At 68.3% G+C, this 20877-nt stretch carries 20 protein-coding genes; 8 read left to right on the top strand and 12 right to left on the bottom strand.

The features are described from left to right. Positions 1-153: 153 nt before the first annotated feature. On the bottom strand, positions 154-1104 hold the full coding sequence (locus BLV92_RS29515) for a TauD/TfdA family dioxygenase (RefSeq protein ID WP_090552544.1): 951 nt from the start codon (positions 1102-1104) through the stop codon (positions 154-156). Positions 1105-1557: 453 nt separating this feature from the next. Between BLV92_RS29515 and BLV92_RS29510 the strand changes: the two genes are divergently transcribed. Further along, complete coding sequence (locus BLV92_RS29510; RefSeq protein WP_090552543.1) at positions 1558-2460, top strand: ABC transporter substrate-binding protein; 903 nt, start codon at positions 1558-1560, stop codon at positions 2458-2460. Next, the gene (gene fhuB, locus BLV92_RS29505; protein ID WP_090552540.1) at positions 2453-4465 is read left to right on the top strand and encodes a Fe(3+)-hydroxamate ABC transporter permease FhuB; all 2013 of its coding nucleotides are present in this window, start codon (positions 2453-2455) and stop codon (positions 4463-4465) included. Before BLV92_RS29510 ends, fhuB begins: the two co-directional genes overlap by 8 nt. A 97-nt stretch (positions 4466-4562) precedes the next feature. On the opposite strand, the gene BLV92_RS29500 is transcribed toward fhuB, so the two are convergent. The 4 genes from BLV92_RS29500 to BLV92_RS29485 are packed head-to-tail and all read right to left on the bottom strand — an operon-like array spanning position 4563 to position 9607. Then, on the bottom strand, positions 4563-7070 hold the full coding sequence (locus BLV92_RS29500; protein WP_167627163.1) for a penicillin acylase family protein: 2508 nt from the start codon (positions 7068-7070) through the stop codon (positions 4563-4565). Further along, complete coding sequence (locus BLV92_RS29495) at positions 7067-8503, bottom strand: cupin domain-containing protein (RefSeq protein WP_090552535.1); 1437 nt, start codon at positions 8501-8503, stop codon at positions 7067-7069. Before BLV92_RS29495 ends, BLV92_RS29500 begins: the two co-directional genes overlap by 4 nt. 31 nt (positions 8504-8534) lie before the next feature. Then, positions 8535-9311 carry a thioesterase II family protein gene (locus BLV92_RS29490; RefSeq protein ID WP_110332516.1) on the bottom strand — a complete coding sequence of 259 codons (777 nt, stop codon included), beginning with the start codon at positions 9309-9311 and terminating at the stop codon, positions 8535-8537. A gap of 11 nt (positions 9312-9322) precedes the next feature. Continuing rightward, positions 9323-9607 (bottom strand): MbtH family protein, encoded by a 285-nt coding sequence (locus tag BLV92_RS29485; RefSeq protein WP_090552531.1) that lies wholly within the window; start codon positions 9605-9607, stop codon positions 9323-9325. A gap of 550 nt (positions 9608-10157) precedes the next feature. Between BLV92_RS29485 and BLV92_RS29480 the strand changes: the two genes are divergently transcribed. Genes BLV92_RS29480 through BLV92_RS29470 form a run of 3 tightly spaced genes read left to right on the top strand, consistent with a single transcriptional unit; the run spans position 10158 to position 14762 of the window. Further along, the gene (locus tag BLV92_RS29480; RefSeq protein ID WP_090552528.1) at positions 10158-11351 is read left to right on the top strand and encodes an efflux RND transporter periplasmic adaptor subunit; all 1194 of its coding nucleotides are present in this window, start codon (positions 10158-10160) and stop codon (positions 11349-11351) included. Further along, a complete protein-coding gene (locus BLV92_RS29475; protein WP_280141519.1) occupies positions 11345-13369 on the top strand; it encodes a MacB family efflux pump subunit in 2025 nt (674 codons plus the stop codon). Before BLV92_RS29480 ends, BLV92_RS29475 begins: the two co-directional genes overlap by 7 nt. 4 nt (positions 13370-13373) lie before the next feature. Continuing rightward, positions 13374-14762, top strand: a complete 1389-nt coding sequence (locus tag BLV92_RS29470) for an efflux transporter outer membrane subunit (protein WP_090552526.1) — start codon at positions 13374-13376, stop codon at positions 14760-14762. A gap of 25 nt (positions 14763-14787) precedes the next feature. Here the strand turns inward: BLV92_RS29470 and BLV92_RS29465 are convergent, their stop codons facing one another. Together BLV92_RS29465 and BLV92_RS29460 are read right to left on the bottom strand one after the other, a co-directional pair. Continuing rightward, a complete protein-coding gene (locus BLV92_RS29465) occupies positions 14788-15240 on the bottom strand; it encodes a Fur family transcriptional regulator (protein ID WP_090552523.1) in 453 nt (150 codons plus the stop codon). A 446-nt stretch (positions 15241-15686) separates the two neighbouring features. Further along, entirely contained in the window at positions 15687-16358 is a 672-nt protein-coding gene (locus BLV92_RS29460) for a 4'-phosphopantetheinyl transferase family protein (RefSeq protein WP_167627162.1), read from the bottom strand. Between the two features lie 243 nt (positions 16359-16601). Here BLV92_RS29460 and BLV92_RS29455 point away from each other — a divergent pair, with 243 nt between their 5' ends. The 3 genes from BLV92_RS29455 (at position 16602) to BLV92_RS29445 (ending at position 18578) form a co-directional block, all read left to right on the top strand. Next, a complete protein-coding gene (locus tag BLV92_RS29455) occupies positions 16602-17174 on the top strand; it encodes a nitroreductase family protein (protein WP_244283972.1) in 573 nt (190 codons plus the stop codon). A 97-nt stretch (positions 17175-17271) separates the two neighbouring features. Next, on the top strand, positions 17272-17751 hold the full coding sequence (locus tag BLV92_RS29450; protein WP_090552517.1) for a hypothetical protein: 480 nt from the start codon (positions 17272-17274) through the stop codon (positions 17749-17751). Between the two features lie 8 nt (positions 17752-17759). After that, a complete protein-coding gene (locus BLV92_RS29445) occupies positions 17760-18578 on the top strand; it encodes a 4'-phosphopantetheinyl transferase family protein (RefSeq protein ID WP_143040752.1) in 819 nt (272 codons plus the stop codon). Positions 18579-18816: 238 nt separating this feature from the next. On the opposite strand, the gene BLV92_RS29440 is transcribed toward BLV92_RS29445, so the two are convergent. From BLV92_RS29440 to BLV92_RS29425, 5 genes are all read right to left on the bottom strand, one after another. Continuing rightward, a complete protein-coding gene (locus tag BLV92_RS29440; RefSeq protein WP_090552513.1) occupies positions 18817-19062 on the bottom strand; it encodes a hypothetical protein in 246 nt (81 codons plus the stop codon). Positions 19063-19425: 363 nt separating this feature from the next. Beyond that, positions 19426-19587, bottom strand: a complete 162-nt coding sequence (locus BLV92_RS32420; RefSeq protein WP_177197902.1) for a hypothetical protein — start codon at positions 19585-19587, stop codon at positions 19426-19428. Positions 19588-19609: 22 nt separating this feature from the next. After that, positions 19610-20278: a hypothetical protein gene (locus tag BLV92_RS32260; protein WP_167627152.1), complete on the bottom strand. Its 669-nt coding sequence runs from the start codon at positions 20276-20278 to the stop codon at positions 19610-19612. A gap of 84 nt (positions 20279-20362) precedes the next feature. After that, on the bottom strand, positions 20363-20566 hold the full coding sequence (locus tag BLV92_RS33145) for an HvfC/BufC family peptide modification chaperone (RefSeq protein WP_090552511.1): 204 nt from the start codon (positions 20564-20566) through the stop codon (positions 20363-20365). A gap of 63 nt (positions 20567-20629) precedes the next feature. Beyond that, the gene (locus tag BLV92_RS29425; RefSeq protein ID WP_090552509.1) at positions 20630-20860 is read right to left on the bottom strand and encodes a multinuclear nonheme iron-dependent oxidase; all 231 of its coding nucleotides are present in this window, start codon (positions 20858-20860) and stop codon (positions 20630-20632) included. Positions 20861-20877 lie beyond the last annotated feature (17 nt).

The raw sequence follows: 20877 nt of genomic DNA, 5'->3' as shown, positions 1-20877 counted from the left end.
ACCTCCGGCCGCGTGCGGCCGGATTGACTCTGTTGTTATGCGGGGGATTTCGCTGCCCTTGCGTCGAGGGCAGTGTGGTAGTGAAGCCTGCGGAACGAACCGGCGGCGACCGCGCGCCATTCAGCGAACCGGCGTCCGCATCGATTCGCGCAGCTAGCCGGACATCGCGACGAGCACCCGGCGCTCGCCGGTGAACGGCGCGCGGCCATGAGACATCAACACGTTATCCAGCATCATCACGTCGCCTTCGCGCCATGGAAACGACAGCATGGATTCCTGATAAACGGCGCGGATCTCGTCCAGCACGTCCGCTTCGATCGGCGAGCCGTCGCCGTAATACGCGTTGCGCGGCAGTTCGTCCTCGTCGACGACCGCGAGCAGCGCGTCGCGAACGGCCGGCGGCAATCCCGATACGTGGAACAGATGCGCCTGGTTGAACCAGACCGTTTCCTGCGTCAGCGGATGCGCGGTCTCGGACTGGCACACCTGCCACGTGCGCAACCCGTCGTCGCCGCGCCACTCGTATTGGATCGAGCGCTGGCGGCAGAACGCCTCGACCGCGTCGCGCGCTTCGGTGCCGAACACCTGCTGCCACGGAACGTCGAGACCGTTGCCGTAGTTGCGCACGTACCTCACCTGCTTGCGTGCGAACCGTTCGCGAATGTCCGGCGAGAGGCGCCGGTACACCTCGCGGCTATCGGCAACGGGCGTCGCGCCGCCCTCCTTTGCGCTGCGATCGCAGAAAAACCAGATATATCGCGGCCATTCGCGCGTATAGGATTGCTCGTTATGCTGATCGATCCACTGATGCGCCGGGTATTCGGTCGACGAATAAACGGCGGCTTCGATCTTCGTGCGCGGCGTGGACGCGAATTCGTAGCGCAACAACTGGCGGCCAAAACTGGCGGCCAACGCGTTGAAGCCGGCGGGTGCGAGCTTGTCGAAGCCGCGCAGCAGGATGCCGCCATACGCATCGAGGCTGCGCGACACGAGCGCGTGAATCGCCGGCAGGCTGTCGTCCATCGAGGCGCGCCCGACCGGCGATGCCACGAGCAGACGCGTCGCGCGCTGCTCCAGTACCTCAGTGCTCAGTGCCTCTTGCATGAACGGTTCCCTGTGTGACCCGACGCGCGCCGATGTCGAAGCGAGATTCCGGCCCGACGATGGCTATGAACGAGAATTATTCTCAAAAGACTACAAAAAAAATCGCAGCGCGTCCAGCAACCCTGCTCGCCATCAGGGTCATCTCCAATGGTCGATGCACGTCGCATCGCAATCGCGCGACGAAACGTGTAGGGCAACGGAAAATACGGTACGTCAGCATCGCTTTGCAGCGGTGTCATGCGTATGACAGCCGCTGTGCAGGGGTTCCACACAACCGCAACGCATCACGGCCATGGGCACAGGAAATCGTATCGGGGTCGATGTAGATAAATGAAAATCGTTTGTATAATCTGCCGATCGTGCAGGTCGCGTGCGCGATCCGTTCGCCGCCGGCGAATGCCGGCACGGTCCGCACTCCGTCGTTAGTTACCCTCCATCGTTCGCGAACACTCAATGAGCCGATTGACCCGGCGTCAATGCATCGCCTGTCTTGCGTGGTTCGCCGTCTCGGGCTATGCGCGCGGCAACGGCGCGCCCGGCGAGCCGCCCCGCATCGTCGCCCTCACGTGGCCTGCCGCACAGACCCTGCTGACGCTCGGCATCGCGCCGGTCGCAACCGTCGATCGCGGCGAATACAGCCGTCAGCGGCTTCAGCCCGACCTGCCCGCGTCGACGATCGAACTCGGCCGTTATGCGGAGCCGAACCTCGAACTGCTGAGCACGTTAAAACCGGACCTGATCCTGATCGACACGGACCAGTCCGCGATGACGCGGCTCTTCGAGCGCATCGCGCCGGTCCAGGTGTTCTCGATCAACACCGACGCGGGCCGCCCGTATCAACGCGCGCGCGAACTGACGCTCGCGCTCGGCCGGCAGTTCCACCGCGAACCGGCCGCACGCGACTACCTCGCGCGGCTGGACCGCAAGGTCGCGCAGACGAAGGCCGCATTACGCGACCTCGACACGCGGCCGACCTTCGTCGTCGATCTCGGCGCGGATGCGCGCCACGTGTCGATCTACGCGAGCAACAGCATCCTCGACGACGTGCTGCAACAACTCGGCATCCCGAACGCGTGGTCCGGCCCGTCGAACGCGTGGGGCTTCGTGACGACCGGCGTCGAGGCGCTCGCGGACGCCGGCGATGCGCGGCTCCTCTATCTCGATCGCGGCGTGCCGACGCAACAGGCGCTCGCGAGTCTGCGCACGAACCCGCTGTGGTCGCGCCTCGCGTTCGTGAAGGCGGCGCGCGTCGCGCCGCTGCGCGCGATCTACCCGTTCGGCGGCCTGCCCGTCGCCGAACAGATGCTGGCGGACCTGTCGCGGCTCGCCGGCCCGAACGCCGATCTCCATGGCTGAACCGCTTTCCGCTCCTCATTCGCGCGGCCTGCGCCGCTCCGCTCATCCGGCATGGCTGCTGCTCGCGCTCGCCGTGCCGGCCGCCGTGCTCACCGCGCTCAATCTCGCGAACGTATTGCCGGCGTCGCGCTGGCTCGCCGCGCTCGTCAGTCCGAACGCGGACCGCGTGCCCGAACTCGTGTTCCATTTCAGCGCGCTGCCGCGAATCGCGGTCGCGCTGCTGGGCGGCGCGGCGCTCGCGCTGTCGGGCACGATCTTCCAGCAGATCCTGCGCAACCCGCTCGCGGAACCGACGACGCTCGGCACGTCGGCGGGCGCGGCGCTCGCGCTGACCTGCGCGACGTTGTGGGCGCCGTCGCTGCTCGCGCACGGACGCGAGCCGATCGCGATCGCCGGCGCGGCGCTGGCGACCGGCCTCGCGCTCGCGCTGGCCTGGAACAAGGTGTTCGCGCCGCTCACGCTGATCCTCGCGGGGCTCGTCATCACGCTGTATGCGAGCACGCTCGGCGCGACGCTGACGCTATTTCACGGGCAGTCGTTATCCGACCTCTTCATCTGGGCCAGCGGCTCGCTGAATCAGGACAACTGGGACGTCGCGCGCTTTCTCGCCGTGCGCGTCGCGATCGCGGCGGCGCTTGCGGCGCTGCTGACGCGCCCGCTGGGCGCGATGAGCCTGGCCGACGACAACGCGCGCAACCTCGGCCTGTCGCCGCGCCGGATGCGGATGCTCGCGCTGGTGATCGCGGTCGGGCTCGGCGCGGTCGTCGTCGCGGCGGTCGGCATCGTGTCGTTCGTCGGGCTGCTCGCGCCGGCGCTCGCGCGGCTGACCGGCGCGCGACGCCTGAAGGACCAGCTGCTGTGGGCGCCGTTGACCGGCGCGACGCTGCTGTGGCTTGCCGACCAGGTCGCGCAGGCGCCCGTCGCGTTTCTGCCGCCGGTGCCGACCGGCGCCGTCACCGCCGTGCTCGGCGCGCCCGTGCTGTATCTGCTGCTCAAACGCCTGCATGGCGACGGCGCATCGTTCCACGAGGACCGGCCCGCCGGGCCGCATCGCCATCGTCCCGGCCCGTGGCTGAGCGTCGTCACGCTGGTCGTGCTCGCGGCCGCGTTGTGGGCCGCGCTGACGGTCGGGCGCGGCAGCCACGGCTGGTTCTACGCGCACGGCGACGCGCTCGCGAACCTGCTGCCGTGGCGCGCGCCGCGCGCGCTCGCGGCGCTCGCGGCCGGCGTGATGCTCGCGACCGCGGGCGTACTGGTGCAGCGCCTCACCGCGAATCCGATGGCGAGCCCCGAAGTGCTCGGCGTGTCGTCGGGCGCGGCGCTCGGCCTCGTGATCGCGGTGCTGTTCGCGCCGGGCGGCGGCCGGGCGATGCAGCTCGTCGCGGCGGCCGCGGGCGCCGGCGCGGCGCTCGCCGCGACGCTGCTGCCGGGACGCCGCGCGGGCTTCACGCCGATGCGCACGCTGCTCGCCGGCGTCATCATCGGCACGCTGTGCAATGCGCTGGTGACGCTCGCGACGGCGGGCGGCAGCCCGTACACGCGCATGATCCTCGACTGGCTCGCCGGCTCGACGTACAACGTCGGCCCGGCCGAAACGCTCGTCGCCGTGGTCGCGGCCGTCGTGCTGGTCGCGCTGTCGCTGCTGTGCACGCGCTGGCTCGATCTGCTGCCGCTCGGCTCGACCGTCGCGCAGGCGTTCGGCCTGTCGCCCGGCAGGACGCGGCTGGCGCTGCTCGTGCTGAGCGCGGCGATGTCCGCGTTCTCGACGCTGCTGGTCGGCCCGCTGACGTTCGTCGGCCTGATGGCCCCGCACATCGCGACGATGCTCGGCTATCGCCGGGCGCTCGGCCACATGGCCGGCTCCGCGCTGATCGGCGGCCTCATCATGGTCTGCGCGGACTGGGCGGGACGGAACGTGCTGTTTCCGTTCCAGATTCCGGCCGGGCTGATCGCGACGCTGATCGGCGGCCCGTATTTCATGTGGCTGATGCGCAGGACGCGATAGCCGCTGCGCTATCCGCGCCGCGAGGCCAACATGGAAAACGCGAACGGGCGTCCGGCCGTTTCGCCGGACGCCCGCCATCACTTTCAGGACCGTCGCGTCAGCGCCCTTCGATCGTGGTCACCGACAGATTCGGATCGCTGCCGATCTGCGCATCGGTGAACGGCACGCGCAGCCACCGCTGCTTCGCATAGGCATCCGTATAGTCCGCACGATGCGCGGACGCGGGATCGTCCGACTCCGAACTCGCGAGCAGCGTGTACGCCTGCGGCCCGCCGTCGTCGAACGTCACGATCTGCATGTACGTGTTGCCGTTCGCATTGCCGTTCATCGTGTAGCCGTCCGGGCCGTCGATCTCCTCGCCCGAGCACGCGGCGGTGAAGTACCCCTCCTGCGAGCAGCCGCCGTACAGCGGAATGCGGCGCGAGTCGCGCGTCACGTATAGCGCGTCGCCGCGCCGGCTGTCGAGCGGCAGCGACGCGTGGCGCAGCGCCAGCACCGCCTCGCCCAGCGCCTCGCGCGCGAGCGCCGCGTCGATCACGGGACCGGACGGCGTATGAACCGGATCGTTCGGGTCGTACGGAATCCGGTAGACCGGCTTCGGCTGCGCGCGCGTCAGCGCGGTCCAGAATGCGCTCCACAGGTTCGCGCCGCGCGCGTCGGCCGTGCCGGTGCCGTCCCACGCGCGGAGCACCGCGCACGCGCCGGCCAGATCGACGGCCTGCGGCGTCGGCAGCGGCTTGCCGGACGCGGGGTCGTTGCGCACGAGAACGTCTGGCTGCGCGCACGCGGCGGCCAGCGCATCGGCGCGAGACAACTCCGCCGACAGCACGCGGCTGTTCAGCGCCATCCGGCCGACCGAATCGACGTTCGCGCCGCCCGCACCGTAACCGTCCGTCCCCGCCAGCCGCTGCTGCACGAGCATGAACCCGAGCCGCGCGCGCAGCGACAGCGCGGACGGTTCCTCCGCGAAGATCGGCGGGAAACCGGACAACGGCTGCGACGGATTCGCGATCCGGTAGCTGTTGTTCATGTTCGCGACGTAATCGGTGCGCGCGAGCGCCGGCAGCGCGCGCGACGGCAGCGTGCCGGGCTGCGCCTGCCCCGGCGCGCTCGCCCAGTCGCATTCGGTGCGCGAGCCGTCGAGCAGCGGCACGCCCGGCACCCTCTTCGCGAACGCGGACGCGAGCGGCTGCGGCGCGCAACGGTCGGTCAGCGCGGACGGCACGTCGGGAATCGCGCCGACGTCGCCGTACCATGCGCGCCGGTCGTTGCGCCCGATCGCGAGCGTGTTGACCCACGGCATCGACGCGTCGCGCTTCGCGACGTCGATGAAGCGGTCGAGCGAATCGGCCTGCGACCAGCGCACGAACGTCGCGAAGGTCCGGTAGTTGTCCGCGTTCACGTCGCGGATCGCGTAGGCCGCCTGCGGAGTCGCGGCCAGCGCGGGCGAAAAGCCGGACAGGTCGATCAGCGGGCCGAACCGCGTGCGGTACAGCGTGCGCGTGATCGGGCTCAGCGAACCGTCGGGCTGCAACGCGTCGATGCTGATCGTGACCGCGTCCATCGCGACCGGCTTGCCGTCGAGCAGATACGCGTCGGGCCGGCCCGGCGCGAGCGCAAGGCGGAAGATGCCGAAGCGCCGCGCGGACGAAACGGTGAGGCTCCATGCGACGTCGCGATTGAAGCCGATCATCGTGACCGGCACGCCGAGAAACGACGCGCCGCTCACGTCGAGCTTGCCGGGGATCGTCAACTGCGCCTGATAGAAATGATCCGCGCCGCGCCAGAACCAGTGCGGATTGCCGAACAGCAGCCCGTGGCCGGTGCCGGTCGCGTCCGCGCCGAACGCGATCGCGTTGCTGCCGACGCCCTCCGCGCCGCCGGCCTGCACGTAGGCCTGCGCGAGCGGCGGCGGCGCGCCATCGTCGCGCGACGCCGCCTGCCCGGAAGGCAGCCGCGCGGATACGATCGGATGCACGAAGTTCGCATAACCGCCCGCGAGCATCGCCGCATACATCCGCCGATAGACGTCGCGTTCGGTGATGTCCGCGAGCCACGGCGCGCCACGGCATTCCGCCTGCGCGGTCGCGGACGGGTCCGCCTTCAGGTCGCGCACGTAGCGGTCGTAACCGGCCGCATACCCGCGCACGGTCGCCCGGATCGACGCCGACTGCGCATGGGCGAACGCATCGACCGCGCGGTCGTCCGCGACGAACCGGTAATAGAAATCCGAATCGACGTTGAGCGGACGGCCGGTCGTCGAGCGCACCGGCACCGGCTTGTCCGCGCCGAAATAACGCGAGCGTTGCCCGCGATACGTGACGAACGCGTCGGCGAGCGTGCACAGGCTGTCCTGCGCCTGCGCATAACCGTAACCGTAGCCGAGGCTTCCCCAGTCGTTCGCCTTGATGTGCGGAATGCCGTACGTCGTGCGGCTGATCTGCGCGCGATACGGCCCGTTCGCATCGGCAGCCGGTTCCTCGCGAAGATCCTGCATATGGCACGCGGCGAGCACGCTCGCCGCCGCGATGACGACGCCGAACCGCACGCCCCGTTGCGCCGAAGCCCTGCTTCGGCGGCTGTTGTTCGCTGCCGCTCCGGTCATGCGGCAACCGCCGGCTGCCGCACGTCGATATCGACGCCGAGTTCGCTCAACCACGCTTCGGGAATGATCGGCTGATGATAGGTGCATTCGCCGGACAACACCGTCGAGCCATGCAGCCGGCCATCGGGAATCAGCACCTTGTCGCCGCGATTCATTTCGAGCCGCATGCCGAGGTTGCCCCAGAAATGCATCTGCCCTTCGGCGATCACGACGAGCCGGTGATCGTTGTGCACGTGCGTGGTCGAGCACATGTCCTGCGGCTCGACGAACGTCTCGCGGTCGATGTCCGGGCACTCCGCGTCGATGCGCTTCTCGATCTGCTGCGCGAACTGCACGTAACGGTCGATCGACGACAGCCACTTCAACTGCTCGCCGAGGTCCCAGCGCGCGCGTTCGGCCATCCTCTCGCCGGCGCCCCAGCCCTGCCCGACGCGGAACACGCCTTCCGCGCCCCACTGCGCATCCACCTGCGCGAGCGCCGCCGCGAAACGCGCCGCGAGTTCGTGTTCCGGGTTCGGCGTCGTGGCGGCCGGGTCGCGGTTCGGCACGAGATGCGGGCACGCCATCGCCAGCGCCGCCGAGAACGCCACCGCTTCCGCTTCGGCTGCGAACGCCGCGCCGAGCAGCGCGAACGCGCGGTCCGGACGCGAGCCGAGCGCGTACAGCAGATTGCACTTCGCCATGCTGGTCGGCAGATAGAACTGCCAGTACGAATGCTCGCGCTTCGTCACGCCGACGAACTGCGCGACGGCCGCCAGCACCGGGTCGGTCGCCTGCGTGTCGAGTTGCGGCCGCGCGTCGGGCGACACGCTGTCGAAGTAGCCGGACGCGGCCGCGCGCGCGACGGCGAAACGCCGCGACGGCGCAAGGCTCCAGCGCTGGATCATGATGAAGCGCAGCCCTTCGGGCAGATAGTCGTTGCGCATCACGAGCGCGAACATGCGCGCCCAGAACGCCTTTTCGGCGTCGAGCAGCGCGCGCAGGCGTTCGGCGTAGACGGCAGGACCATCGCCGCGCGACGCCTCGCGGCCGAGGAACGTGAACCCGTAGTGTTCGAGGAACGGCCGGATGCGCGCGCCAAGCACCTGGTTCTGCTCGCCGTAGAACGCGTCGAAGCGGTCGAACTCGCCGGCCGCGCCGGTGCGCGGCATCCGCGCGATGCCCGCTTCGTTCAGGCTCATCAGCATGCGCTGCGTCGCGAGCGACGGCAGCCGGCTCACGTTCTCCGCCGGCACCGCCTTCCTGAACTGCAGGAATTCGAGGTCCTCGGGACGCAGCGGGCGACGATAGAACTCGTCGTCCGCGAGTTCCAGCTCGTCCACGGTCGCGCTGCGAAACGCATGATGCGACGCGAAGACCCGGATCAGCCGCAATACTTCATCGCGCTGGGTCAGGTACGGCGAAAAGTCAAAGAGCGCAGACGACGTGTCCATTTGTGCCTATCTCCACGAGTGATGCGGACGGTCATGCAGGCGAACGCTTCAGCAGCGATTCGCCGGACGGTCCGCGCGAAGAAAGCGCCCGCGCGAGGCTGTCGACCATCAGGCCGATGACCTCGTCGCGATGCGTGTTGATGAAGAAGTGACCTGCGTGAATCTTCTTAAGCTCGAACGGGCCGGCCGATTCGGCGGACCACGCGGCGAGATGCGGCGGATGCGCGGCGATTTCGCGGTCTTCGGTGCCGCCGATCGCGAGCAGCGGACAGTCCAGCGGACGCCGCGACGCGTCGTGCTCGTAGCTGCCGCATAGATGGAAGTCCGCACGCAGCGTCGGCAGCACCAGTTCCATGAACTCGCGGTTGCCGAGCAGTTCGTCCGGCATGCCGCCGAGCGAGCGGATCTCGTCGATGAAGTGGGACTCGCCGCACGTGAGCCAGTGCAGTTGCTGCTCGCGCCGCGACGGCGCCTTGCAGGCCGACGCGCCGACCCACACCGGCGACACGCCGAACCGCTCGCGGATCGCATGCGCGAGTTCGATGCCGATCAGCGCGCCCATGCTGTGCCCGAAGATCGCGAACGGCCGGCCGACGTAAGGCTGCACGTCCTCGATCAGCAGGTCCAGCAGCGGCGGCCAGCGATGGATCGGCCGCACCGCGTGACGAATCCCGCGGCCCGGCAGATGGAGCGCGACGAGCTTCAGCCACGACGGCACGCGCGCGGGCCAGTCGCGATAGATCGCGGCGCTGCCGCCGGCGTACGGCAGGCAGAAAACCGTCACGCCATGCCCGGACTCAGAAGCCATGCCGCACGCGGTCAATGCGGCTGCGAGCCAGGTTGCGAGCCGGGTTGCAAGCCAGCTTGCGAGCCGGGTTGCGAACCGGGCTGCGCATCGGCCGCGCCGTCCATCGCGCGGCGCAGGCTCGCGGGACGCATGTCGGTCCAGTGTTCCTCGATGTACGCGAGGCATTCGGCCTTCGGGCCTTTCTTGCCGACGGCGCGCCAGCCGCCCGGAATCGGCTTGTAGCCCGGCCAGATCGAATACTGCTCTTCGTGGTTGATCACCACCTCGAATTCCGCGTTGTCGTCGTCCCAGCTCATTCGCATCCCCTGTCAATGTTCGGCTACGGCCACTGCCCGGCGAGACCTCGTCGGCAGTCCTGTCATCGCGTCGCGAACCCGCTCGCCCGATGGCTCACCGGACTGCCCATTACGCATACGTAATGAGAATTATTCGCAAACGATGGAGAAAAATAGGCTGCCGCTGTGAACTTGTCAAGGCGTGGTCCGGAGCCGCAAACGCATCGACGTCATGCGCCGGTTCCCGCCCCGCGCGGGTTTTGCGACCTTGCGAGCCGTTCGCAAAGACCCCACGCCCCGCAAGTATTTACGCCGCATGAAAACAGTCGTGGCGATCACCATGCGAAGCCCTGCGCGGCCAGTCCGAGCCTGCATTCGACGGCGCTCGCATGACCTGCGAATGACAGGGACGCTGTTCGCAGAGTAATGAGAATCTCTTATACTCCGCTGCGAAGCGCGGGCCGGAACACAGGCCTCGGAAGCAGGCGGGCCGCACGCGGCAGCGCTCCTTCCCGCGCTTTTCGCATCCGCCCATTTCCAGGAACGCAGCGCCTTTGCCCTTGACCGCTCGATGAGAAAAATTGCCCGACGACACCGGCGCACTGTTGTCCTTGCCATCGTCCTGTTGCTGTTCGCGTGGATCGTCTGGGCATTCTTCTTTCGCGTGACCGAACACGTGACGACCGTCACCATCGGGCGCAGCGACATCGAATCGAGCGTCACCGCGCTCGGCACCGTGCAGCCGCACAGCTACGTGGACGTCGGCTCGCAGGCGTCCGGCGAGATCCGCCGCATTCGCGTGCAGCCCGGCGACACCGTGCATCGCGGCGACCTGCTCGTGGAGATCGATCCGAGCGTGCAGCAGTCGAAGGTGGACGTGGACCAGGCGACGCTCGCGAGCCTGCGCGCGCAACTGGCGGGCGCGCAGGCGCAACAGGTGCTCGCGCAACAGCAGTACGACCGGCAGAAGCGCATGGCGGCCGACGGCTCCACGCGCGACGAGGACGTGCAGACCGCGTATGCCGCGCTCGTCGAGGCGCGCACCACCCTCGACAATCTGCGCGCGCAGATCGCCGGCGCGCATTCGAACCTGAGCGGCGACGAAGCGCAGCTCGGCTACACGCGCATCTATGCGCCGATGAGCGGCTCGGTCGTCACGCTCGATGCGCGCGAAGGCCAGACGCTCAACGCGACGTACCAGACGCCGAACATCCTGCGCATTGCCGACCTGTCGACGATGACCGTATGGACCCAGGTGTCCGAGGCGGACATCCTGAGTGTGAAGCCCGGCATGCCCGTCTACTTCACGACGCTCGGCTCGGCCGACCGGCGCTGGACGGCCGTCGTGCGGCAGATTCTGCCCGCGCCGCCGAACCCCGCGACGTCGCCGGACAGCAGCGGCCAGCAGGCCGCGACGCCGGCCAGCGCGCAGACCACCGGCAAGGTCGTGCTGTACACGGTGCTGTTCGACGTCGCGAATCCCGATCGCGAATTGATGCCGCAGATGAGCGCGCAGGTGTTCTTCGTCGCCGCGCGCACGCACGGCGTGATCGCCGCGCCGCTCGCCGCGATGACGCCGGTCGAAGGCAAGCCCGGCCAGTACACCGCCCGCGTGCTTGAAGACGACCGCATCGTCGCGCGCGACGTGCGCATCGGCGTGCATGACCGGTTGAGCGGCGAGGTGCTGTCGGGGCTCGCGCCCGGCGACCGCCTCGTGACCGGCGTGACCCGCACGCGCGCGGCCGACGGGAGATTCACGTGGTAATCGCATCTGCCGGGTCCGCGCGCGCGGCGTCGGCGGCGGCGGTGCCGCCGCCGCTGATCGAACTGCGCGACATCCGCAAGTCGTACGGCGGCACCACGCGCGGCCCGGACGGCCAGCCGACGCCGGTCGTCGACGTGCTGCGCGGCATCAGCGTGTCGATCGACTCCGGCGAATTCGTCGCGATCGTCGGCGCGTCCGGCTCCGGCAAATCGACGCTGATGCACATCCTCGGCTGCCTCGACCGGCCCACGTCCGGCCAGTACCGGTTCGCAGGCCAGGACATCGCCGGCTTCAGCGCGGACGAACTCGCGTGGCTGCGCCGCGAGGCGTTCGGCTTCGTGTTCCAGGGCTATCACCTGATCGCGACCGAATCGGCCCGCGAGAACGTCGAGGTGCCTGCGATCTATTCCGGCATGCCGGTCGCGGAACGCGAACAACGGGCGGCGGCGCTGCTCGAACGGCTCGGCCTCGGCGACCGGCTCGACCATCGCCCGAGCCAGTTGTCGGGCGGCCAGCAGCAGCGCGTGTCGATCAGCCGGGCGCTGATGAACGGCGGCCATATCGTGCTCGCCGACGAGCCGACCGGCGCGCTCGACTCGAACAGCGGCGCGGAAGTCATGCGTCTGCTGGAGGAACTGGCCGCGACCGGCCACACCGTGATTCTCATCACGCACGATCGCGACGTCGCCGCGCGCGCGCATCGGACGATCGAAGTGCGCGACGGTCAGGTGGTCGCGGACTCCGGAAAGTCCGCGGCGGCGGGCAGCCGCGCGTCGCTCGACGCGGCGGCGCTCATCGGTTCGATGGCCGCGGGCGTCGAGCGCACCGCGTCGTTCGCGGCGGACACGCGCGAGGCGCTGCGCGCCGCGTGGCGCGTGCTGTGGGTCAACCGGTCCCGCACGCTGCTGACGCTGCTCGGCATCATCATCGGCGTCGCGTCGGTGATCGTGATGATGGCGATCGGCGCCGGCACGGAACGCCAGGTCGTCGAGAAGATGGCGAGCTTCGGCACGAACCGGATGTACGTGACGCCCGGCGGCGACAATCCGCGCGGGCCGGGCGGCACGCTGTCCGAGGCGGACGCCGACATCGTCCGCGAGGTGCCGAACGTCGCCGCCGCGATGCCGTTCCTCGAAGGCAGCGTCACGGTCCGCCACGCCAACGTCGATACGCAGGTGCCGCTGTGGGCGGTGACCGACGAGGCGTCGCGGGTGCTGAACTGGAAACCCGCGCGCGGCATTTTCTTCAGCGCGAAGGACGAACATCAGCTGGCCACCGTGGTGCTGATCGGCAAGCGCGTGCGCGAGAAGCTGTTCGGCGACGCGAACCCGATCGGCGACTACGTGCTGGTGAACAACGTGCCGTTCCAGGTGATCGGCGAGCTGGACGAAAAAGGCGCGACGTCCGGCGACGCCGACGACGACAACGTGATCCTGATGCCGTTCTCGACCGGCAGCCGCCGCATCGTCGGCACGACGAACCTGTCGTGGATCTCGATCCTGATCGACCGTCTCGATCTCGCGGACGACACCGCGCGGCAGATCACGCAGACGCTCGAAACCGCGCATCACGTGCGCGACTTCCAGGTGTACAACCGCGCGGCGTCGGTACGCGCGCAGACCGAAACCCAGGACACGCTGACGCTGATGCTCGGCCTGATCGCGGCGATTTCGCTGCTGGTCGGCGGCATCGGCGTGATGAACATCATGCTGATGACGGTGCGCGAGCGCACCCGCGAGATCGGCATCCGGATCGCGACCGGCGCGCGCCAGCGCGACATCCTGCGCCAGTTCCTGACCGAAGCCACGCTGGTGTCGGGCGTCGGCGGCGGGGTCGGCGTCGCCTGCGGGCTATTGATCGGCGCGGCGCTGATCGCGGCCGGCGTGCCGGCGATCTTCTCGGTGCGGGCGATCATCGGCGCGTTCGGCTGCGCGCTGCTGACCGGCCTCGTGTTCGGCTTCATGCCGGCGCGCCAGGCCGCCCGCCTCGATCCGGTCGTCGCGCTCGCGAGCGAATGAACCGATGAAGAACTGGACCGTGGGATTCGCGATACTGGCGCTGTCCGCATGCAGCGTGACGCCGCCCGAGGGCCGCGCGGTGCCGACGCCCGCGACGTGGCAATACGCCGGCGCCGACCGTCACGGCGCGCCGGTTCGCGCGGACTGGTGGACGGCGTTCGGCAACGACGAACTCGACCGGCTGATGGAGACCGCCGCGCGCGACAGCTTCGACGTCGCGGCGGCGGTCGCACGCGTGCGCCAGGCCCGCGCGGCGGCCCGCATCGCCGGCGCGCCGCTGCTGCCGACCGTGGCGGGCTTCGCCGATGCCAGCCGGCAAGGCGGCCTGCTCGTGTCGGACACCGAACTGGAAGGCACGAGCTTCGACATCGGCCTCGCGGCGAGCTACGAACTCGACTTCTGGGGACGCAATCGCGCGCTTCGCCGCGCGGCCGGCGCGAGCCTCGAAGCATCGGCGTTCGATCGCGACACGGTCGCGTTGACGGTCGGCGCGGACGTCGCCGACGCGTGGCTCCAGACCGCCGCGTTCAGGCAGCGCACCGACATCGCCGCGCAGAATCTCGCGACCGCGCAGGCCATCCTGAATACGGTGGAATCGCGGTTCCGCGCCGGCGCAGCGACGTCGCTCGAACTGGCGCAGCAGAGAGCGACCGTCGCGGCGCAGCGCGGCGCGCTCAGCGCGCAGCGGCAGCAGGCGAATGCGAGCCTCGTGACGCTCGCGGCGCTGCTCGGACAGCCGGTGGCCGCGCTGCATCTGGCGACCGCGTCGCTCGACGCGATGCAGGTTCCCGACGTCGATGCCGGCGTGCCGTCGGCGGTGCTGGTGCAGCGCCCCGATCTCGCGCGCGCCGAAGCGCAGCTTGCGGCAGCCGACGCGAACATCGCGGCCGCGCGCGCCGCGATGCTGCCGGGCGTCACGCTGACCGCCACCGCGGGCTTCGGCAACGACCGCATCCACACGCTGTTCGACAACTCGCTGTACAGCGTCGCGGCCGGGCTGACCGCGCCGATCTTCAACGGCGGCGCGCTCGCGGCCGGCCGTGACCTTGCCGTCGCGCAGAAGGAGGAATTGCTCGCGAACTATCATGCCGCGATCGTCGCGGCGTTCGCCGACGTCGAGCGCGCGCTGAACGCGATCGACGGCGTCGACGCGCAGATCGCCGCGAACGGCGAACAGCTCGACGAGGCCCGGCGGGCGCTCAGGCTCGCGACGAGCCGCTACCGTGCTGGCGCGGAACCGCTGGTCGTCGTGCTGACCGCGCAGCAGACGCTATACGCGGCCGAGGACGAAAAGGTTCAACTGAGACTGGCGCGCCTGAGCGGCGCGGTGTCGCTTTACCGCGCGCTGGGTGGGGGATGGATGCGGCCGCCGGACGAACGCAGCGCCGGGTAAGCGGTGGGGGGATGGTGAAAGGCGATTACCGCTTGCGGGTCGTCTTCTTGCCCTGCGGCTCGGGGCGGCAGTTCGAACAATAGCCGTGCAGGACCAGTTGATGCCCGGTCAGCAGATACCCGAGTCCGTCGGACACGGCCTTCTGCCGCGCGTCCATCAGCGGATCCGAGAACTCGTCGATCCGCCCGCAGTTGATGCAGACGATATGGTCGTGCCGCTTCCCTTCGTTCAACTCATAGACGACCTTGCTCGAATCGATCACGCCGCTCGTCAGTATCCCGGCTTCGACCAGTTGCGCGAGCGCCCGGTAGACCGTCGCGAGCGCGATATCGACCTTCGCGTCGACGAGTTGGCGAAACACGTCCTCCGCGCTGCAATGGCGATGCCCGGACGTCCGGAAAAACTCCAGCACCTTCACGCGCGGCGTGGTTGCCCGCAGTCCTGCGCTCTGTAACTCGTCAAGAACCTGTTGCAGCATCAAGTGGATGAATGGAAGGCGGTGAAGGAAGCATGGGTGCCGCCGGCAACCCACACTGACCGGTCGGCGGCGGACCGCTGCGGTCCTCGATGCAAGAACGGGACGCCGCGCGATCCCGATGGACATCGGCGGCCATGCGAAAGCGGGAAATCCTAACGCATTGGACCGCACTATCCGATCGGTTATTCCTATCGCATTACAGACACCGGAACTTTAATACGGACAGAAATCATTCTTATTTTTATTAAGACGCAAACAGGCGGGTTTTCCGGCTGGGAAAGCGCCATGGCGGCCATGGGCGGCCTGAAGAAAGACGGCGTTCGAGCCGGAAAAAGATGGCGTGGCTGGCATCAGTCTGCTGTTGACCGTTTGCACCGGCGGCCGCACTGCGGCTCGCTAGCCTGACACCTCGTGGGAGGTGGCCCCCACAAGATTCGGTGCTTTCGTCACGTCGGTCCGTATGCGACGCAGGCGGCGTAACCGTGCACGTCGTCGAGCCAGTGGCACGTGAGCCGGTTGGCGTCGGCCACCGCCGGATGCGTGCCGGCTTGCGGCCGAACGGATGTTTCGCTATCCAGATCGATCGTCAGCACGCGTAACCCGTCCGTAATCCCGATGCCGAGCGCCTTCAGCGCCGCTTCCTTCGCGGTCCAGCAGCGGAAAAACCGCGCGTGTTGCAGCAGCGACGGCACGCTTTCGAGCGCCGCACGTTCCGCGTCCGTGCAGACGAGGCCGACGAGTTCGCGCCAGTCCAGTCCCGCGTCGGCCAGTTCGATGTCGATGCCCACTTCACGCGTCCGCGAGACGGCGATCAACGCTTGTTCGCCGGAGTGCGACACGTTGAAACGCGGCGCGTCGGACGACGGCAGCCTCGGCTTCCCCGCCGCCGACAGAACGAAGCGCACGGAATCGGCAGACGTGTCCGTGTAATGGCCGAGCAATTCCCGCAGTACCGAACGCGTCGTCGCGAACCGGACCCGATCGCTCGCCGCCCGATAACGCGCCGCCCGCGCCCGTTCGGCATCGTCCAGATGCGGACAGTTCTCTTCTCGCGCGGACAACGCCAGCCGCACCTGCCATACGTGGACGTCGGCCGGCCAGCGGCCGCGCGATGCCACGAGTGCCGCCCGAGATGTGATCAAAATCGCCCTCCGCGTCGCCTGATCGATCCGCTATCCATTGAACAGCAGCATAGAGCACGCGTTCGTGGAACGCAAATGAATGAGAATCATTTGCAAATAGAGAGGATTTTGAGCATCATGTGCTGACCGTACTCATCGACCAGTGGACGCCCCATGGAGACTTCAACGGCTACGAACGCAGTGCAGCCGCATATTGAGAATGCGACTCATGCACAACGCATGAACTTCATCGATACGCTGCTTTCCCGCCAGTCGCACTGGCCGCTGACCGATCCCGGCCCGAGCGACGCGGAACTGGACCTGATCTTCGATGCCGCGCTGCGCGCGCCGGATCATGGCCGCCTGCAGCCGTGGCGATTCGCGTTCATCCGCGGCGACGCACGCGCCGAACTCGGCGAAGTGCTGGTCGACGTCGCGGCCGCGCGCGAGCCGCATGCGCCGCGCGCCGACCACGAGCACCGGCGTCAGAAAGCCTATGCCGCGCCGCTGATCGTCGCGCTCGGCGCGTCGATCACGCCGGGCGCCGGCATTCCCGAGAACGAGCAGGTGCTGTCCGCCGGCGCGGCCGCGATGAACATGCTCAACGCGATCCACGCGCTCGGTTACGGCGGCTTCTGGGCCACCGGCATCGACGCATACGACGCGAACCTTCAGGCCGCGCTCGATTTCGAGGCGTCGGACCGCCTGCTCGGCTTCCTGTTCGTCGGCACGCCGAAGTCGCGCGAGCGCGCCGCGCTGCGGCCGCCTCGGACGAACCACGTGCGCGAATGGCTCGGGCGATCGTCCATCTGACACGGCCGCCGATCGACCATCAATCGGCCGCCGCCCCTCGCCCGCGCAACGACACACCCTGCGGAGCCCGTCTCCGCACACCTCATCAGGAGCGACCATGAACCTGCACCCAGGACTTGTGACCGGCGCAGAAGTCTTCGACGAACAATGGCTGGAGCAGCCCGACGGCCCGGAAATCACGCTGCTGGTCGCGATGCGCGCGTGGCTGCGCCCGCGCTGCGACGCGGTGCGCGGCGTTCTCGACTGGAGCACGCTGCTGCGCGGCGCCGGCCTGATGCGGGACGGCATCGAGCACTTCGACATCGTGATGCGCTCGCTGCGCACGGTGATGCCGAGAACGCTGGACCTGCGCTGCCGCTGCGCGACCGAAATGGCCGGCGACGAAGCGACGCTGCTGCAAGGCATCGCGCTGTTGCAGGCCGGCCGCACAGACGCCGCGTTCCAGTTGCTGTCGCAACGGCTCGCGCTGCCCGCGCTGAGCAGCTATCTGAAGCTGATCCGCTGGCTCGCGATGGATCTGCTTGAAGCGGGGCTGCCGATTCGCGTGCGCGAGCGCGCCGTCTGCTACATGCACTGAGGGCACGCATGCGCCGGGAAAAACACGCCCATGTTCTGGATGAACTGGCCATCCCCCGCCATCTGAAGCAGCATCCGGTGTATCGCACGCCGGGACTCAGTTTCCAGCCGCTGCCGATCGCAAGAGCCGCGCTGCCCCAGCGACGGCTGCCCGAGCCGGGAGAACTGCATCTGTGGCGGTTTCGTGCGCAACGGCACGCGGGGCTGCCGGAAGACAGCCCGCCGATCGTTTCGCGCGTCGAGCAGCATCGCGCGCGGCGCGGTCCCAGTTCGGCGCTGAACCGGCGTTATCTGACCGGACGCGCATCGCTGCGCGCGATCCTGTCGCGGATGCTCGCGTGCCCGCCCGAGCATCTGCAGTTCACGGACCGGCCCGATGGACAGCCCGAATTGCTGCATCCGTTGCCGCCGAGGCAGCTCAGCATCCGGATCGCGTATGCGGGCATCTGGATACTGATCGGCATGGGCGCGTCGGAGTTCGGCATCAGCGCCGCCACGCCGTCGGGTCATGACCCGACGCGAGGACAGCAGGCGTGGCCGCCGGCCGATGCGGCCGATGCAAATGACGCGTCCGAATCCGCGCCGGCCGACCCCGCCGAAGCGCAGGATTTCGTGCGCCGGTCGAGCGCGGCGGCGCTCTGCAAGCGGCCGTCCGCCGACTGGCTGCCGCGGCTCGTCGCGCAGAACGGCGCGGCGCTGATCGCGGAAGAGTCGAGCGGCAACTATCTGCACGTGATCGACCTGCCGATGCCGGGGCGGCTCAATGCCGCCGTCGCGATGCGCGAACCGGTTTCGGTGATTCGCGCGTATGGGTGGTGCAGGAATTGAGGGGGGCGGTGGACTCGATCGCGCGCCGTGACGGGTCGCGGCGACGAGGCGTCCCGCGTTCGGTTGTCCGCCCTTGCACGCTCCGCGCAACGTCACGCCCGGGGACTACGCGCCGTCGCGTCTTTTCAGATAACGCCGCGGCGTGTCTCCGGGCGCCTTCCTGAACATCGGCGACGGCCGACGTTCAGCACCGCGACTTCGGGCGGTAGCTCGAACAGCGTCGAACGACCCGCCACCGTCAAACCGCTTCGAGATGCTCCGCGTGCCATTCGTCGATCGACGTAACGGCCCTGTGCTCGACCATGCTGAGCGCCATCAGCACGTCGATCTTCAGCTTCGGGATCGCCAACTCGACGCCCGGCAGTTCCACGCCAACCGTGCGGCCTTCGACGCCGTGAATCTCCGCGCGGCATTGCCACTGCACGTCGGCTTCGTCCGGGACCACGTCGACAGCTACCCGAAAGCCCCGATGTTCGAACGCCATGATTCCTCCCGATACCTAACGAAAATGTAAACAAATTGCCGCGTTGCGCGACGAGGACGGCGACTATACACCGGTGGAGAAAATCGTTCAGCGCACCCCCGCGAAAACGATCCGGCGAGCAGCCCGAAACCTCGGCGCAGCGGTTACGGACGATCGCACGGAAAGCCAATGCCTGCGCGCCCATCGCACTCGATGGACAGGCATCGTTGCGATGGATTCGAACAGGACTCTAAAGCGGGCGATGAACAACTCGCACGCGGACCGAAGCAACATGAGGTCACTCGATACGAAGAACACGCGACTTCGCGCCGTGAGCAAAACGTAATAGAACTGAAAACGAAGCGGGTCCGCATAGTCCCGCGGCTATTCCGCGTGATCTGGTTTCAGCAGCGCGAGCGCCGGCCGCACGATCCCTTCCAGCAGCGCCAGCACGCGGATGCCGGGATGCGCGCCGAGCAGTCGCGCAAGATCGTCCGCGGACTGCCGCGCCGATATCTCGCCGGTTTCTGCCCCGCCTTCGCGCAACCGAGGAAGAACGCTTCGACCTTCACGAGCACGTCGGCGATCGTCTTCTGGAGATCGGGTTCGTGCGGCGCGACCTCCAGCGCCGAATTGACGAGCAGACACCCTTTGCGGTCCAGGTCGTGAACGGAGCCGGTCGATGCGTAGTGCGCGCGCCCTGCCTCGCATCGATCCACGCCTGCGCGGCGGCTCCCCACAGCGCACAGTCGAACATAGCAAGCAACATTAACAATCCGGTTCGAAGATTGCGTTCATGAACCGACTCCCTGGATAGCTGAACAGGGAACCAGCCCGCAGCCGGTGCTACGCGTGTATCGCATTGCTGACCGATCGCTCTGTTAGTTCGGTGTGCGCGCTTGCCATCGTGCTCGCCGAATGAAACGATCCTCCGTTTACCGCTATCGTTTGCATGACTCGCTGGCACACCCAGATCGACGTCCGCTTCCACACGCAACGCACGCCGCGCGGCTGGCTCGAATGCATCGCCGGCCGCGCACGCATCGAGGAACGCGCAGCCGCCCGCCGACAGCGGCCGCCAGATCACGCTGCCCACCGGACGCAGCAGCAGCGCGCCTTCGCCCTGCCACGCGAGATCGTCCGGCACGTCGAGCCCTTCGCGGTTCGCGCGCCAGATCGTGGATGCGGGTTCACCGCCGAACCAGCCCCAGCGCGCACTGACATGCGGACGCCGCACCGCATGCTCAAGCCGTTGCGGCTCCCATACGGCGATGTCGGCCGCCGTGATGTTTCGATCGTCGGCGGCAACATGCGCTTCGATTCACATCAAGTCGAGCCGCGCGATATTCGCGAGATACGGCAACGCGCGCGCCGGTTCGAACGCGCGGAGAAAAGCCGGAAACTCGCGGCCATAACGAAGCGGTCGCGCATCGTCGGGCGGGAACCGGCACGCGTATTCGAACGCGGCGGCGCGGAACCATTCGTCGCTCGCTAGCCGCCCGACGGTCGGGAAATTCGCGAGCATCGTCCATCGAGCGTCCGTATAACGCGGCGATGAACGCGCGCCGGAAATCGCCGGGAGGCTTGTTCATCGGATCGCATCAACGGCGACCGCATCGAGTTGCGCCTGCGCCCGTTCTCGCGCCTCCCGCAGCACGTCGAACGCGGGGATGTTGTTGTCGCGCCCGATCAACGTCGGACGCTCGCCGATCCGCTCGACCAGATGCCGGTATAAGGCCCACACGTGCGCGGTCTCGCGCCGACCCGGCTGCGCGTCGCCGGCGTCACGGCGGGGTTGCTCGGCGGGCGCTCGGCGCACTCGGTTACTGCCTGCAC

The sequence above is a fragment of the Paraburkholderia caballeronis genome (assembly GCF_900104845.1).
Lineage (GTDB): Bacteria > Pseudomonadota > Gammaproteobacteria > Burkholderiales > Burkholderiaceae > Paraburkholderia > Paraburkholderia caballeronis.
This window is presented reverse-complemented; position numbering and strand designations above follow the sequence as displayed.